We start from the raw sequence: 15,015 nt of genomic DNA on the forward strand, positions 1-15,015 counted from the left end.
ACCCCGGGACAGAAGCCCGGGGTTCGCACATAAGCCAACAGAAACAGCAGGTTAGCGAGTCAGATCGTCAAAGAACTTTTTCACCCCGTCGAAGAAGCTCTTCGAGCGCGGGCTGTTCTTGTCGCCGGACGGGCCACCCAGGCTCTCTTCCAGCTCACGCAGCAGCTGCTTTTGCTTGTCGTTCAGATTGACCGGGGTTTCCACCACCACGCGGCACAGCAGGTCGCCCTGGCTGCCGCCACGCACCGATTTCACGCCCTTGCCGCGCATGCGGAACAGCTTGCCGGTTTGGGTCTCCGAAGGCACCTTCAGTTTCACCCGGCCGTCCAGCGTCGGCACTTCAATCTCGCCGCCCAGCGCCGCCATGGCGAAGTTGATCGGCACTTCACAGTACAGGTTGTTGCCTTCACGCTCGAAGATCGGGTGCGCCTTCACCTGCACCTGAACGTACAGATCGCCCGCCGGTGCGCCGTGTTCGCCGGCTTCACCTTCACCCGCCAGGCGAATGCGGTCGCCGGTATCGACGCCGGCCGGAATTTTCACCGACAGCGTCTTGGATTTTTCTACCCGGCCGTGGCCGTGGCACTTGTTGCACGGATCTTTGATGATCTGACCGCGGCCATGGCAGTGCGGACACGCCTGCTGCACGGTGAAGAAGCCCTGACGCATCTGCACCTGGCCCTGGCCGTGACAGGTTGGGCAGGTGACCGGTGAGCTGCCCGGTTTGGCGCCGCTGCCGTGGCAGACGTCGCACTCTTCCAGCGTCGGGATGCGGATCTCTTTGGTGACGCCACGTACCGCTTCCTCGAGGGTCAGCTCCATGTTATAGCGCAGATCGGAACCGCGGCTGGCGCGCTGACGGCGGCCTCCGCCGAAGATGTCGCCAAACACGTCGCCAAAGATATCGCTGAAGTCGGCGCCGCCGCCAAAGCCGCCGCCGCCCATGCCGCCCTGTTCAAAGGCCGCGTGCCCATACTGGTCGTAGGCCGCGCGTTTCTGGTCGTCGGTCAGAACTTCGTAAGCTTCTTTAACTTCTTTAAACTTGGTTTCGGCGTCTTGTTCCTGGTTGCGGTCAGGATGGTATTTCATCGCCAGGCGTTTGTACGCCTTTTTGATCTCACGTTCATCCGCCGTCTTGCTGACGCCGAGAATCTCGTAATAGTCTTTCTTCGCCATTCTTTCGCTTACCCTTAACATGCGTGCACGGGCGCAGAGTTGCCTCGACGCCCGTGCTGGTTTCCGGGAGCGGCACCTCGGCCGCCCCGTGCCCGCTTAAGGGCGATTATTTTTTGTCTTTAACTTCTTCGAACTCGGCGTCAACCACGTCGTCGTCTTTCTGCGCCGCGTTGTCCGCGCCGGCGTCAGCACCCTGCTGAGCCTGCTGCGCCTGAGCCATTTCCAACAGTTTGCCGGAAACCTGCACCAACGCCTGGGTCTTCGCTTCGATCTCGGCTTTATCTTCGCCTTTCACCGCCGCTTCCAGATCCTTCAGCGCCGCTTCAATCGCCGTTTTGTCTTCCGCCGGCAGTTTGTCGCCCGCTTCTTCCAGCTGCTTGCGCGTGCCGTGGATCAGGTGATCCGCCTGGTTACGCGTCTGCACCAGCTCTTCGAACTTGCGGTCCGCTTCAGCGTTCAGCTCGGCGTCGCGCACCATTTTCTGGATTTCGTCTTCGTTCAGGCCAGAAGACGCCTTGATGGTGATCTTCTGCTCACGGCCGGTGTTCTTGTCTTTGGCAGACACGTGCAGGATGCCGTCGGCATCGATATCGAAGGTCACTTCGATCTGCGCCATGCCGCGCGGCGCCGCCTGGATGCCGTCCAGGTTGAACTGGCCCAGAGATTTGTTATCGCTGGCGCGCTTACGCTCACCCTGCAGCACGTGGATGGTTACCGCAGACTGGTTGTCTTCCGCAGTAGAGAACACCTGGCTGTGCTTGGTCGGGATAGTGGTGTTTTTGGTGATCAGCGGCGTCATCACGCTGCCCATGGTTTCGATACCCAGTGACAGCGGGGTAACGTCCAGCAGCAGAACGTCTTTCACATCACCGGCCAACACGCCGCCCTGTACCGCAGCGCCCACGGCAACCGCTTCGTCCGGGTTCACGTCTTTACGCGGCTCTTTGCCGAAGAAGTCTGCGACTTTCTTCTGCACCATTGGCATACGGGTCTGGCCGCCCACCAGGATCACGTCCTGAATGTCGGAAACCGACAGGCCAGCGTCTTTCAGCGCCACTTTCAGCGGCTCGATGGAGCGCGCCACCAGATCTTCAACCAGCGACTCGAGTTTGGCGCGAGTCACTTTGATGTTCATGTGTTTTGGACCGGTCGCGTCTGCAGTGATGTACGGCAGGTTAACGTCGGTCTGCTGAGCGGAAGACAGTTCAATCTTCGCTTTCTCAGCGGCTTCTTTCAGACGCTGCATCGCCAGCGGATCGTTGCGCAGATCGATGCCCTGATCTTTCTTGAACTCTTCCACCAGGTAGTTGATCAAACGGCTGTCGAAGTCTTCGCCACCCAGGTGGGTGTCACCGTTGGTCGCCAGCACTTCGAAGGTTTTTTCGCCGTCAACGTCGTCGATTTCGATGATGGAGATATCGAAAGTACCGCCGCCCAGGTCATAAACCGCGATGGTGCGGTTGCCGACTTCTTTGTCCAGGCCATAGGCCAGGGCCGCCGCGGTCGGTTCGTTGATGATGCGCTTGACTTCCAGACCCGCGATGCGGCCGGCGTCTTTGGTCGCCTGACGCTGGGCGTCGTTGAAGTAAGCCGGTACGGTGATAACCGCTTCAGTTACCGGTTCGCCCAGGTAATCTTCCGCCGTTTTCTTCATTTTTTTCAGCACTTCCGCAGAGATCTGCGGCGGAGCCATTTTCTGGCCTTTCACTTCCAGCCAGGCGTCGCCGTTGTCGGCTTCGACGATTTTGTACGGCATGATCGCTTTGTCGCGCTGCGCTTCTTCATCCTGGAAGCGGCGACCGATCAGGCGCTTGATGGCGAACAGGGTGTTTTCAGGGTTGGTGACTGCCTGACGCTTAGCCGGCTGGCCAACCAGAGTTTCACCGTCCTGGGTATATGCGATAATAGAAGGAGTGGTGCGGTCGCCCTCGGCGTTTTCCAGCACGCGTGCCTTGGCACCATCCATAATTGCTACGCAAGAGTTGGTAGTACCCAGGTCGATACCAATAATTTTGCCCATCTAAACGTCTCCACTAAAAAATTCATAATCAGTCAGGTTGCTAACCTATATGCGGGCGATTTTTTGCTTTTCAACTGCCCGATATCTCAGTGCGACCCGCGGTTAGCAGCTGCGGTTGCAAATAAGATGGGGCCATCCAACCCGGCATCAAGGGGCAAGGCGAAAAAAATTTCTTTTTTTATCGTCATTCAGATCATTGTTTCCGGTTGCGGGGATCATTATGATGCGCGCGCTCTGATGGAAAACTTCGATTTTTTGGCCATTCAGACCATTTATGATTTTAATTCGCTGTTTCCGTTAATTTTCTGTTATCGCAGAGGACTTATGCACACCAACAAGTTGGCGAATCCCGGCCCTCTCGGCCTGATGGGCTTCGGGATGACCACCGTCTTGCTGAACCTGCACAACGCGGGCTTTTTTCCACTGAACTCCGCCATCATCAGCATGGGGATTTTCTTCGGTGGCCTGGCCCAGATCCTGGCCGGTCTGCTGGAGTACAAGAAGGGCAACACCTTCGGCATGACCGCCTTCACCGCCTACGGCAGCTTCTGGCTGAGCCTGGTCGGCCTGCTGCTGCTGCCGCGTCTGGGCCTGGCAGAGGCCACCGAAGCCCACGTGCTGGGCATCTACCTGGCGCTGTGGGGCGTCTTCACCCTGTTCATGTTCTTCGGCACCCTGGGCGCCAACCGCGTGCTGCAGTTCGTGTTCGCCAGCCTGACGCTGCTGTTCGCCCTGCTGGCCGTCGGCAACATCACCGGCAACCACACGCTGCTGACCTTCGCCGGCTATGAAGGGATTATCTGCGGCGCCAGCGCCATTTACCTGGCGATGGCCGAAGTACTCAACGAGCAGTATGGCCGCACCGTGCTGCCGATTGGCGAACCGGCTCCGGCGCGCGTCGCGGCCTCACCGGTCACGGCGTAATCGCCCGCCCCTGATGAAAAAGCCCTGCACTGCAGGGCTTTTTTTTAGCTGTAGGAGTCGGCTCGCCGCTCCCCGGCTTCGCTGTTCAGGTCACGATGCAGGTAGACACCGAGCAGCAGCCCGATGAGCGACAGCGCCAACACATAGTAAGCGGGCGCTAACGGGGTTAATTTCATGATCAGCGTCACAAAAATAGGGGTTAAACCGCCAAAAATAGCGTACGAGACGTTATATGAGAACGAGATACCGGTAAACCGCACTTCCGCCGGGAATGCCCGCACCATCACGTACGGTACGGCCCCCACCACGCCTACGCTGAACCCCACCAGAGCATAACAGGCGAACAGCATTTCCGGGCGCACGCCCACCGTCTGATAGAACAGCCAGCTGCAGCCGGCCAGCAGTACACTGCCGGCCACCAGCGTTTTGCTGGCGCCGAAGCGATCGGCCGACAAACCGGCGACGATGCAGCCGGCGATCAACATGATGGTGGCGATGCTGTTGGCCTGCAGCGTTAAGGCCGGCGCGATGCCGAACTGCTTTTGCAGATAGGTCGGGGTCATCAGGATCACCACCACGATGCCGGCGGAGAGCAGCCAGGTCAGCAGCATCGACACCGCCACTTCCCGTTTGTAGTTGAGCACCACCGATTTCAGCGGCAGCTCCTCGGCCAGCGCTTTACGCGCCTGCATCTCGATAAAGATCGGCGTTTCCTGCAGCCAACGGCGCAGGTACATCGCCACCAGGCCGAACATGCCGCCAAGCAGGAATGGAATGCGCCAGCCGCCGCCGGCTATGCTCTGCGGGCTGAGCGTGGTGTTGATCACCGTCGCCACCACCGAGCCCAGCAGGATGCCCACCGTCAGCCCGGCGGTCAGCGTGCCGCAGGCGAAGCCGATGCGCCGGCGCGGCACGTGTTCGGCGACGAAGACCCAGGCGCCCGGCACCTCACCGCCGATCGCCGCCCCCTGCAGCACGCGCATCAGCAGCAGCAACAGCGGCGCGGCGATGCCGATGCTGGCGTAGGTCGGCAGCAGGCCCATCGCCAGCGTCGGCAACGCCATCAGCAGAATGCTCAGGGTAAACATCTTTTTGCGGCCGACCAGATCGCCGAAGTGCGCCATCACGATGCCGCCCAGCGGGCGGGCCAGATAGCCGGCGGCGAAGATGCCGAAGGTTTGCACCAGCCGCAGCCATTCCGGCATGTCCGCCGGGAAGAACAGATCGCCGACCACGGCGGCGAAGAACACGAAGATGATGAAGTCGTAAAACTCCAGCGCGCCGCCCAACGCGGCCAACGTCAGCGTTTTGTAGTCTTGCCGGTTCAGCCGGCGATTAGTGTCGTGAGGCATAGGGCACCGTCGGTAAAGGCTGTAAAAATAAAAGCCGCAGGCTTTCTGTAAAAGAATCCTTACTATAGCGGCAAATTATTTTCACACCAGACGGGTTGAAGCCGATCTCGCAGATTGCTGAAATTTAGAGGTTTATCTCGCGACGCGCGCTCTTTGGCCGAAATGCTGCTACCACTGCGGCATGCGTTTCGACGTAAGGCCCGTCGAGCAGCTGAATGCAGTAAGGCACGCTGGCGAAGATGCCGTGCACCACCGCATTGCCCTGCTCATCCTTTACCCCTTCCAGCGTTTCCTTGATCGACTTCGGTTGGCCGGGCAGGTTGATGATCAGCGCCTGTTTGCGGATCGCCCCCACCTGGCGAGAAAGAATTGCCGTTGGCACATAGTGTAGGCTGATCTGACGCATTTGCTCGCCGAAGCCGGGCATCACGCGATCGGCGATCGCCAGCGTGGCGTCGGGGGTGACATCACGGCGCGCCGGCCCGGTGCCGCCAGTGGTCAGCACCAGATGGCAGCCCATTTCGTCCACCAGCTCGCACAGCGTCTGTTCAATTTGCGTCTGCTCATCGGGGATCAGCCGGGTTTCCAGCTTGAAGGGCGTCGCCAGCGCGCCGGCCAGCCACTCCTCCAGCGCCGGAATGCCTTTATCCTGGTAAACGCCGCCGGAAGCGCGGTCGGAAACGGAAACCAAACCAATACGTAAAATATCCATGCGTAACCTCTACAGCCTGATGGGGTCCGAACGGGCTCGTCCCCCGTTCTGTTGTCATTGCCGAGAGTATAAGGGCTTCCCCCGCCGGCAGGGGCGTCGGGCATAAAAAAGGTGGCCTGAGCCACCTTTTTACTGCGCGATCTGCGGGAATTACAGCAGGTCGGCGATCATTTTTTCCAGTTTGCCCTGGTCTACGGCGAACTTGCGGATGCCGTCGGTCAGTTTCTCGACCGCCATCGGATCCTGGTTGTGCTGCCAGTAGAACTCAGGTTCGGTCAGTGCGGCAGGACGCGCCTTCACTTCACCGGTATAAGACAGTTTGCGCTCCAGCGCGCCTTCGCTCTCCGCCAGCTCTTTCAGCAGCGCAGGGGCGATGGTCAGGCGGTCGCAGCCGGCCAGCTCGATGATTTCGCCGACGTTGCGGAAGCTGGCGCCCATCACCACGGTGTTGTAACCGTGTTGTTTGTAGTACTGGTAAATTTCGGTCACGGAGATCACGCCCGGATCTTCGTGCGGGGCGAACTCTTTCTTGTCGCCGTTGGCTTTGTACCAGTCGAGGATACGGCCGACGAACGGCGAGATCAGGTAAACGCCGGCTTCGGCACAGGCGCGAGCCTGAGCGAAGGAGAACAGCAGCGTCAGGTTACAGTTGATGCCTTCTTTCTCCAGCTGCTCCGCCGCGCGGATGCCCTGCCAGGTCGAGGCCAGTTTGATCAGAATGCGATCGTTGCTGATGCCGGCTTCGTTGTACAGCTTGATCAGGCGCTTGGCCTTGGCCACGCTGGCAACGGTGTCGTAAGACAGGCGTGCATCCACTTCGGTGGAGATGCGGCCCGGAACCAGTTTGAGGATCTCCAGACCGATGTTGACCGCCAGCTTGTCGGCGGCATCGGCGATTTGCTGCTCGCGATCGCTGCTCTGGCCGCGCGCCCAGGCGATGGCTTCGTCAATCAGTTTGCGGTATTCAGGAATTTGGGCTGCATTGAGGATCAGCGAAGGGTTGGTTGTGGCGTCCTGCGGTTGATACAGCTTCATTGCCGCGATATCACCCGTATCTGCAACCACCGTGGTCAGCTGGCGCAGGGAAGTTAATTTGTCGGTCATGTTGGCATTATCTCATCGTTTGTGCATGAACTTTTGGCATTGTTCAACCATGCCCTACCCTGATAATAACATGCGCCAAGCCCGGTGCAAGGCTGGAAAACCGCGGCGCACAAGCATCTGTTTTATCCTTGGGCGAGCAACCGTTTACGCCGATATCTTTCGCCATTACCGAGCGGATGGAAAGGCAATAACGTGCTATTGTCCGAATAAATTATGTTAAATTCGAAAAAATTGATGCAATTCGTCCGCTAATCTGCGAAAAATCTTAATCGACTGACGCCGGACAGATTCCAGCTAAGCTCTTGTAAAAAATAGGCCAATGTTTTTCACCTGCGGTGGATGCTGCAAGGTGCGCATTAAATTTCGATAAGAGGAGGGATCCATTGACGGACCTGATGAATTTTATAAACAACATTTTGTGGGGGTCGGTGCTGATTTATCTGCTGCTCGGCACCGGCATTTACTTCACGCTGCGCACCCGCTTTATCCAGCTCCGCCACTTCAGCCACATGTTCTCGGTGTTGAAAAACAGCAATAAAAGCGACAGCGCCGGCATCTCCTCTTTCCAGGCGTTGTGCACCACGCTGGCAGCGCGCGTCGGCACCGGCAACCTGACCGGCGTCGCCATCGCCCTGACCGCCGGCGGCCCCGGCGCCATCTTCTGGATGTGGGTGGTGGCGTTTATCGGCATGGCCACCTCATTTGTGGAAAGCTCGCTGGCTCAGCTCTATAAAACCAAAGACGATAACGGCAACTACCGTGGCGGCCCGGCCTATTACATGGAAAAAGGCCTTGGCATGCGCTGGATGGGCGTGCTGTTCTCGATCTTCCTGATCATCGCGTTCGGTCTGGTGTTCAACGCCGTGCAGGCCAACTCCATCGCGCAAGCTTCCGCCGTCGCCTTCCACTTACAGCCGCTGCACGTCGGCATCGGTCTGGTGCTGCTGAGCGGCGTGGTGATCTTCGGCGGCATCCGTTCCATCGCCAAAGTGGCCGAACTGGTGGTGCCGCTGATGGCCGGTGCCTACCTGTTGCTGGCCCTCTGGGTGATTGGCCATAACATCGAACACATGCCGGCGATCCTGGCGCTGATCTTCAAAAGCGCCTTCGGCCTGCAGGAAGCCGCGGCCGGCGCCGTCGGTTACGGCATCTCCCAGGCGATGACCCAGGGCGTACAGCGCGGCCTGTTCTCCAACGAAGCCGGCATGGGTTCGGCGCCCAACGCGGCGGCGTCCGCCTCGCCTTATCCGCCGCATCCCGCTTCGCAGGGCTACGTGCAAATGCTCGGGGTGTTTATCGATACCATCGTCATCTGCAGCGCCACCGCGGCGATCATCCTCTCCTCCGGCATTCTCGATCAGCCGACCGACAGCATCAGCGGCATCGATCTGACCCAGCGCGCGCTGTCGACCGCCGTCGGCAGTTGGGGCACGCCGTTCGTCGCTATCGCCATCTTCTTCTTCGCCTTTACCTCGATCATCGCCAACTACGCCTATGCCGAGAGCAACCTGGTGTTCCTCGAACACAATCATCCGGGCGGCCTGCTGATTTTCCGCTGCGTGGCGCTGGGCATGGTGATGTTCGGCGCGCTGGCGGAGCTGCCGCTGGTGTGGAAAATGGCGGATACCTCCATGGCGCTGATGGCGATCACCAACCTGACGGCGATCCTGCTGCTGTCGCGGGTCGCGCTGAAGCTGGCCGACGACTACCACCGCCAGCGCCGCCTGGGCAAGCTGCCGACCTTCGATGCCAACCGCTACCCGGAGCTGAAATCGCAGCTGGAGCCGGGCGTGTGGGACGACAAGCCGCCGCCGCGCTGAGTATTCCGGGGCGTGTGCGATGCACGCCCCGCCTATTGGACCGATTGCCCCTTTTTTCCGCGCTTTTTGCTACAGTATGCGCACTTGGATAAACAGGATCTGGCCATGCTCGTTATTATTTCCCCTGCAAAAACGCTCGATTACGACAGCCCGCTGGCGACAGAACGCTTCACGCAGCCCGAACTGCTGGACAAGTCTCAGCGGCTTATCAAAATTTGCCGCGCGCTGACGCCGGCGCAAATCGCCAGCCTGATGAGCATCAGCGACAAGCTGGCCGGGCTGAACGCCGCGCGCTTTAGCGAATGGCAGCCGAAATTTACCCCGGACAATGCCCGCCAGGCGCTGCTGGCGTTCAAGGGCGATGTTTATACCGGCCTGCAGGCGCAGGATTTCAACGAAGCCGATTTCGACTTCGCCCAACAGCATTTGCGCATGCTGTCCGGCCTGTATGGCGTGCTGCGGCCGCTCGATCTGATGATGCCGTACCGGCTGGAGATGGGCATCAAGCTGGAAAACCCGAAGGGCAAAGATCTGTACAGTTTCTGGGGCGATCAGATCACCCAAAAGCTCAACGAAGCGCTGGAGCAACAGGGCGACGACGTGGTGGTCAACCTGGCCTCCGACGAGTATTTCAAAGCGGTGAAGCCGGCCAAGCTGCACGGCTCGCTGATCAAACCGGTGTTCCTCGACGAGAAGAACGGCAAGTTCAAGGTCATCAGCTTCTACGCCAAGAAAGCGCGCGGGTTGATGAGCCGCTTTATCATCAAAAACCGCCTGACGCGCAGCGAACAGCTGGTGGACTTCAACCTGGAAGGCTACGCCTTCGACGAAGCCGCCTCGCAGGGCAATGAACTGGTATTCAAACGCCCGGAGCAGGCATAAAAAAAGCCGTCTTGCGACGGCTTTTCGCATTTTAATCTGCCGAACTTCAGGCCGGCAGCGCCATCAGGAACGTGCGCAGCTCGCCGAAACTGGCCGGCAGCGTGTGCGACAACAGCGGCAGATCGGCCCGCAGCGCCAGCGCTTTCGGCAACGGCAGTTCCTGGCCGAGGATGGCTTCCACGCTCTCTTTAAACTTGGCCGGATGCGCAGTGCCGAGGAACAGACCGAACTCCCCTTCCTGCAACTGGTCACGCAGCGCGCGGTAGGCGATGGCCGCGTGCGGTTCGGAGATATAGCCCAGCTCGGCCAGCTCACGCATCGTGTCTTTGGTGGTCTCGTCGCTGACCGCCGCGTGACCCAGCTCTTTCAACTGCCAGACCTTGCGACGGAACAGCTCTTCCACGCGCGGCCAGTTGTTCGGCTGGCTGACATCCATGGCGTTGGACAGCGTCGCGACCGTAGCGTGCGGCTGCCACTGGCCGCTGCTCAGGAAGCGCGGCACGGTGTCGTTGGCGTTGGTGGCGGCGATGAAGCGCTTCACCGGCAGGCCCAGCGATTTGGCCAGCAGCCCGGCGGTCAGATCGCCGAAGTTGCCGCTCGGCACCGAAATCACCAGCTGATTGCGCGCTTCCTGCGGCAGCTGCGCCACCGCTTCGAAGTAGTAGCAAATCTGCGCCAGCAAACGGCTGATGTTAATCGAGTTGGCCGAGTTCAGGTGCAGCGCGTCTTTCAACTCCTGATCGTCGAACGCCTGCTTTACCAGCGCCTGACAGGCGTCGAAGTCGCCGTCGATCGCCACGGTGTGAATATTGCCGCCCAGGGTGCAGAACAGCTTTTCCTGCAGCGGGCTGATTTTGCCCTGCGGGTAGAGGATCACCACCCGTACGTTTTTCAGGCCGTAGAAGGCATGCGCCACGGCGGCGCCGGTGTCGCCGGAGGTGGCGGTCAAAATGGTCACCGGCTGATCGCCGGCCACTTCCGCCAGCATCTGCGCCATAAAGCGGCCGCCGAAGTCTTTGAACGCCAGCGTCGGGCCGTGGAACAGCTCCAGGCAGGAGACGTCTTCCGTCACTTTCGCTACCGGCGCCGGAAACTCAAAGGCGGCCTGCACGCGTTTCTTCAGCGCCGCCTCCGGCACTTCTTCGCCGATAAAGGCCGAAAGAATGCGGCTGCTGCGGGTGACAAAGTCCTGCTCCAGCAGCTGGTCGATCTCGGTCAGTTCGAACGCCGGCAGCTCCAGCGGGAAGAACAGCCCCTGCTGCTTGCCCAGGCCTTGTTTGATCGCCTGCGCGAAGCTGACCTGCTCGTTGTGATCCTTAAGGTTGTACAGTTTCATGCGTTATCCCAATAGTCGAGCGCCTGCGGTATCCAGACGGCAAATATGAACAAAACCTTCGTCGTTTTGCAGATAGTGTTGTTGCAGCCAGGCGGCCATGCGTTGCGCGGTGGCGCCGTCGTTGCAGACGGCGAACAGCGTCGGGCCGGAGCCGGAGATGCCGCAGGCCAGCGCGCCGATCTCCTGCGCCGCCTTGCGCGCTTCGGCGAAGCCCGGCAGCAGCCGGGTGCGGTACGGCTCGGCGATCACGTCCTGCATTAATTTGGCGGCCAGCTGCGGCTGCCGGGTGTGGCAGGCGTGAATAAAGCCGGCCAGATAGCGGCCGTGGCTGATGCAATCCTGACGGCGGTACTGCGCGGGTAAAATGGCGCGCGCTTCGGCGGTGGAGACCTTGATGCCCGGATAGGCCATAACCCACAGCCAATCGTCAAAGCACGGTACTTCCTGGCTGATAATGCCTTCTTCTTCCAGCATCAGCTGCAGGCCGCCCAGATAGCAGGGCGCCACGTTGTCGTAATGCACGCTGCCGGAAATGCGGCCTTCCAGCTCGCCCATCAGGCCGAGCAGCGTCGTCTTATCCAGCGGGCGATCGCAAAATTCGTTCATCGCCATCAGCCCGGCCACCACCGAACAAGCGCTGGAGCCCAGCCCCGATCCGATCGGCATGTTCTTTTCCAGCCGCATCGCCACCGGCACTTCGCGGCCGATCTCCTGGCAGAAACGCTCCCAGCATTGATAAACGATGTTCTCTTTCGGTTCGGCCGGCAGCTTGCTGACGAAGCGCCCGGCGTTTTGCAGACTGAACGTCTCGGCGGCTTCCACGCTGACGCAGTCGCCCAGCAGCGTGCCGTCGATCGGCGAAACCGCCGCGCCCAGCACATCAAAACCGACGCTGACGTTACCGATCGAGGCCGGTGCATACACCTTAACCATATTAAACTCCCAACTTCCATGACAGTGTGCGCAGCAGATCGGCGAACACGCCCGCTGCGGTCACATCGTTACCGGCGCCGTAGCCGCGCAGCACCAGCGGCAGCGGCTGATAATAACGGCTGTAGAAGGCCAGCGCGTTCTCGCCGTTCTTCACTTTATACAACGGATCGTTGCCGTCCACCGCCTCGATGCGCACCTTACAGCGCCCTTCGTCGATCAGGCCGACATAGCGCAGCACCTTGCCTTGCTCGGCGGCATTGGCCACGTTGCGCGCGAACTCTTTATCCAGTTCCGGCAGCCGCGCCAGGAAATGCTCCACGTCGCCCGACGCGTCGAAGGACGGCGGCAGCACCGGCTCGACCTCGATATCGCTCAGCTCCAGCTTGTAACCGGCTTCGCGCGCCAGGATCAGCAGCTTGCGCGCCACGTCCATACCGGACAGATCGTCGCGCGGATCCGGCTCGGTGTAGCCGTTGGCTCTGGCCTGCAGAGTCGCCGCCGACAGCGACAGCCCTTCATCCAGCTTGCCAAAAATAAAGGACAGCGAACCGGACAGGATGCCGGAGAAACGCACCAGCTCATCGCCGGCGTTCAGCAGGTTTTGCAGGTTCTCGATCACCGGCAGACCGGCGCCGACGTTGGTGTCATAGAGGAACTTGCGGTGCGAACCGGCGGCGGCGGCGCGCAGCTGCTGATAATAGTTCATCGACGAGGTGTTGGCCTTTTTGTTCGGCGTTACCACATGGAAGCCGTCCGCCAGGAAGTCCACATACTGATCGGCCACCGTCTGGCTGGAGGTACAGTCGACGATCACCGGGTTCAGCAGGTGATACTCCTTCACCAGCCGGATCAGGCGGCCGAGATTGAACGGCTCCTGCGCGCCGGCCAGCTCGTCCCGCCAGCTGTCCAGCGCGATGCCGTGCACGTTGGTCAGCATCACGCGCGAGTTGGCGATGCCGCACACCCGCAGGTCGATATGTTTTTGCTTCAGCCACGGCTGCTGGCGGTAGATCTGCTCGATCAGCGCCCCGCCGACGCCGCCGACGCCGATGACGAACACTTCGATCACCTGATCGGTGTTGAACAGCATCTGGTGGCTGACGCGCACGCCGGTGGTGGCGGAATCATTGCTGACCACCACCGAGATTGAACGCTCGGAAGAGCCCTGGGCGATGGCGACGATATTGATGTTGGCGCGCGCCAGCGCGGAGAAGAAGCGCGCGGAAATGCCACGCAGGGTGCGCATGCCGTCGCCGACTACCGAGATGATCGCCAGGCGCTCCATGACGTCCAGCGGATCCAGCACGCCATCTTTCAATTCCAGATAGAACTCCTCCTCCAGCGCGCGGCGGGCGCGCTGCAGTTCGCCCTGCGGCACACAGAAGCTGATGCTGTATTCGGAAGAGGATTGGGTGATCAACACCACCGAAATGCCGGCGCGCGACATCACGGCGAACACCCGCGCAGCCATGCCGACCATGCCTTTCATGCCCGGGCCGGAGACGTTGATCATCGCCATATTATTCAGGTTGGTGATACCTTTCACCGGCATATCGGCATCGGTGCTGTCTTTGCCGATCAGCGTGCCGGGAGCCTGCGGGTTGGAGGTGTTTTTTATCAGGCAAGGGATTTGGAATTGGGCAATCGGCGTGATGGTGCGAGGGTGCAGCACTTTGGCGCCGAAATAGGAAAGCTCCATCGCCTCCTGGTACGACATCGATTTCAGCAGCCTGGCGTCCGGCACGGTGCGCGGATCGCAGGTATACACGCCGTCGACATCGGTCCAGATTTCGCAACAGTCGGCACGCAGGCAGGCGGCCAGCACCGCGGCGGAATAGTCGGAGCCGTTGCGGCCCAGCACCACCAGCTCACCCTTGTCGTTACCGGCGGTGAAACCGGCCATCAGCACGATGTGGTCGGCCGGGATCGCCGCGGCGGCGATGCGCAGCGTGGACTCGGCGATATCCACGGTAGACTCCAGGTAGTGGCCCTGCGCCAGCAGTTTCTCCACCGGGTTGATCACCGTGACCGGATAACCCTTGGCGCGGAACACCCCTTCCATGATGGCGATGGAGAGCTTTTCGCCGCGGCAGATGATCGCCGCGTTGACGCTGTCCGGGCACTGCCCCAACAGCGAGACCCCGTGCAACACCTGTTTGAGCTGCGCGAACTCCTGATCGACCACGCCTTTCAAACGATCGTATTCAAAGCCCGGCAGCGCCTGCGCCAGCCCGCTCAGCAGGTCGGCAAAGATCCGCTCGGCGTCGCTGATATTCGGCAGAATGTCCTGGCCCGCCACCGTTTTGTCGATCATTGCCACCAGATGGTTGGTGATCTTTGCGGGGGCGGACAAGACCGTGGCTACCTGTCCCTGACGCGCATTACTCTCCATGATGTCGGCGACGCGCAGAAAACGTTCCGCATTCGCCACCGAGGTTCCGCCAAATTTCAGCACTCGCATGTGTGATCTCTCCGAATTTAAGCCGAAAAAAAAGCCCGCACTGATTAGGTGCGGGCTTTTTTCTGTGTTTCCTGTGCGCGTCAGCCCGCCCCGTTACCTGTGGTATCGGTGGTGGTAATAATTGTGGTTTTCAGGCTGATGTTGCGCATGTTGTCTGTCTGTCTCATGAAATATTCTGTCCCCTCTATTGGTTAAAGCAATCGCTATCCCAAGTCAAACTATTTCTTTTTTTTGCTTATTTTCCGTTCAGCGGCGGTAATGCGCGATGCAACAGGTGAAAAGCAAAACGACAGAA

12 protein-coding genes and 1 other annotated feature are annotated in these 15,015 nt (G+C 60.0%); of the genes, 3 read left to right on the plus strand and 9 right to left on the minus strand.

The window, feature by feature from the left end:
• Positions 1-51: 51 nt before the first annotated feature.
• Together dnaJ and dnaK are read right to left on the minus strand one after the other, a co-directional pair.
• Entirely contained in the window at positions 52-1,176 is a 1,125-nt protein-coding gene (gene dnaJ / locus ACMGF7_RS04570) for a molecular chaperone DnaJ (RefSeq protein ID WP_004932969.1), read from the minus strand.
• Between the two features lie 106 nt (positions 1,177-1,282).
• Positions 1,283-3,196: a molecular chaperone DnaK gene (gene dnaK, locus ACMGF7_RS04575; protein ID WP_004932972.1), complete on the minus strand. Its 1,914-nt coding sequence runs from the start codon at positions 3,194-3,196 to the stop codon at positions 1,283-1,285.
• Between the two features lie 324 nt (positions 3,197-3,520).
• On the opposite strand from dnaK, the gene satP reads away from it, so the two are divergent.
• Positions 3,521-4,120 carry an acetate uptake transporter gene (satP, locus tag ACMGF7_RS04580; RefSeq protein ID WP_015376609.1) on the plus strand — a complete coding sequence of 200 codons (600 nt, stop codon included), beginning with the start codon at positions 3,521-3,523 and terminating at the stop codon, positions 4,118-4,120.
• Positions 4,121-4,164: 44 nt separating this feature from the next.
• On the opposite strand, the gene ACMGF7_RS04585 is transcribed toward satP, so the two are convergent.
• The 3 genes from ACMGF7_RS04585 to tal all read right to left on the minus strand — a co-directional run bounded on the left by ACMGF7_RS04585 (position 4,165) and on the right by tal (position 7,288).
• Positions 4,165-5,472, minus strand: a complete 1,308-nt coding sequence (locus ACMGF7_RS04585) for an MFS transporter (RefSeq protein ID WP_164095536.1) — start codon at positions 5,470-5,472, stop codon at positions 4,165-4,167.
• A 124-nt stretch (positions 5,473-5,596) separates the two neighbouring features.
• A complete protein-coding gene (gene mog / locus ACMGF7_RS04590) occupies positions 5,597-6,184 on the minus strand; it encodes a molybdopterin adenylyltransferase (protein ID WP_015376607.1) in 588 nt (195 codons plus the stop codon).
• Positions 6,185-6,334: 150 nt separating this feature from the next.
• Complete coding sequence (tal, locus tag ACMGF7_RS04595; protein WP_004932982.1) at positions 6,335-7,288, minus strand: transaldolase; 954 nt, start codon at positions 7,286-7,288, stop codon at positions 6,335-6,337.
• 383 nt (positions 7,289-7,671) lie between these two features.
• Here tal and ACMGF7_RS04600 point away from each other — a divergent pair, with 383 nt between their 5' ends.
• Both ACMGF7_RS04600 and yaaA read left to right on the plus strand, forming a co-directional pair.
• Complete coding sequence (locus ACMGF7_RS04600; protein WP_021505370.1) at positions 7,672-9,108, plus strand: alanine/glycine:cation symporter family protein; 1,437 nt, start codon at positions 7,672-7,674, stop codon at positions 9,106-9,108.
• A gap of 105 nt (positions 9,109-9,213) precedes the next feature.
• Positions 9,214-9,990: a peroxide stress protein YaaA gene (gene yaaA / locus ACMGF7_RS04605; RefSeq protein ID WP_049187968.1), complete on the plus strand. Its 777-nt coding sequence runs from the start codon at positions 9,214-9,216 to the stop codon at positions 9,988-9,990.
• Positions 9,991-10,036: 46 nt separating this feature from the next.
• On the opposite strand, the gene thrC is transcribed toward yaaA, so the two are convergent.
• From thrC to thrL, 4 genes are all read right to left on the minus strand, one after another.
• A complete protein-coding gene (gene thrC / locus ACMGF7_RS04610; RefSeq protein ID WP_049241975.1) occupies positions 10,037-11,326 on the minus strand; it encodes a threonine synthase in 1,290 nt (429 codons plus the stop codon).
• Positions 11,327-11,329: 3 nt separating this feature from the next.
• On the minus strand, positions 11,330-12,259 hold the full coding sequence (thrB, locus tag ACMGF7_RS04615; protein WP_004932993.1) for a homoserine kinase: 930 nt from the start codon (positions 12,257-12,259) through the stop codon (positions 11,330-11,332).
• 1 nt (position 12,260) lies between these two features.
• Entirely contained in the window at positions 12,261-14,720 is a 2,460-nt protein-coding gene (gene thrA, locus ACMGF7_RS04620; RefSeq protein WP_049241972.1) for a bifunctional aspartate kinase/homoserine dehydrogenase I, read from the minus strand.
• Between the two features lie 24 nt (positions 14,721-14,744).
• Positions 14,745-14,862, minus strand: a sequence feature (Thr leader region).
• Entirely contained in the window at positions 14,801-14,887 is an 87-nt protein-coding gene (gene thrL, locus ACMGF7_RS04625; RefSeq protein WP_071525951.1) for a thr operon leader peptide, read from the minus strand. Its footprint overlaps the feature before it by 62 nt.
• Between the last annotated feature and the right edge of the window lie 128 nt (positions 14,888-15,015).

The organism is Serratia sp. BNK-17 (assembly GCF_048684935.1).
Lineage (GTDB): Bacteria > Pseudomonadota > Gammaproteobacteria > Enterobacterales > Enterobacteriaceae > Serratia > Serratia nematodiphila.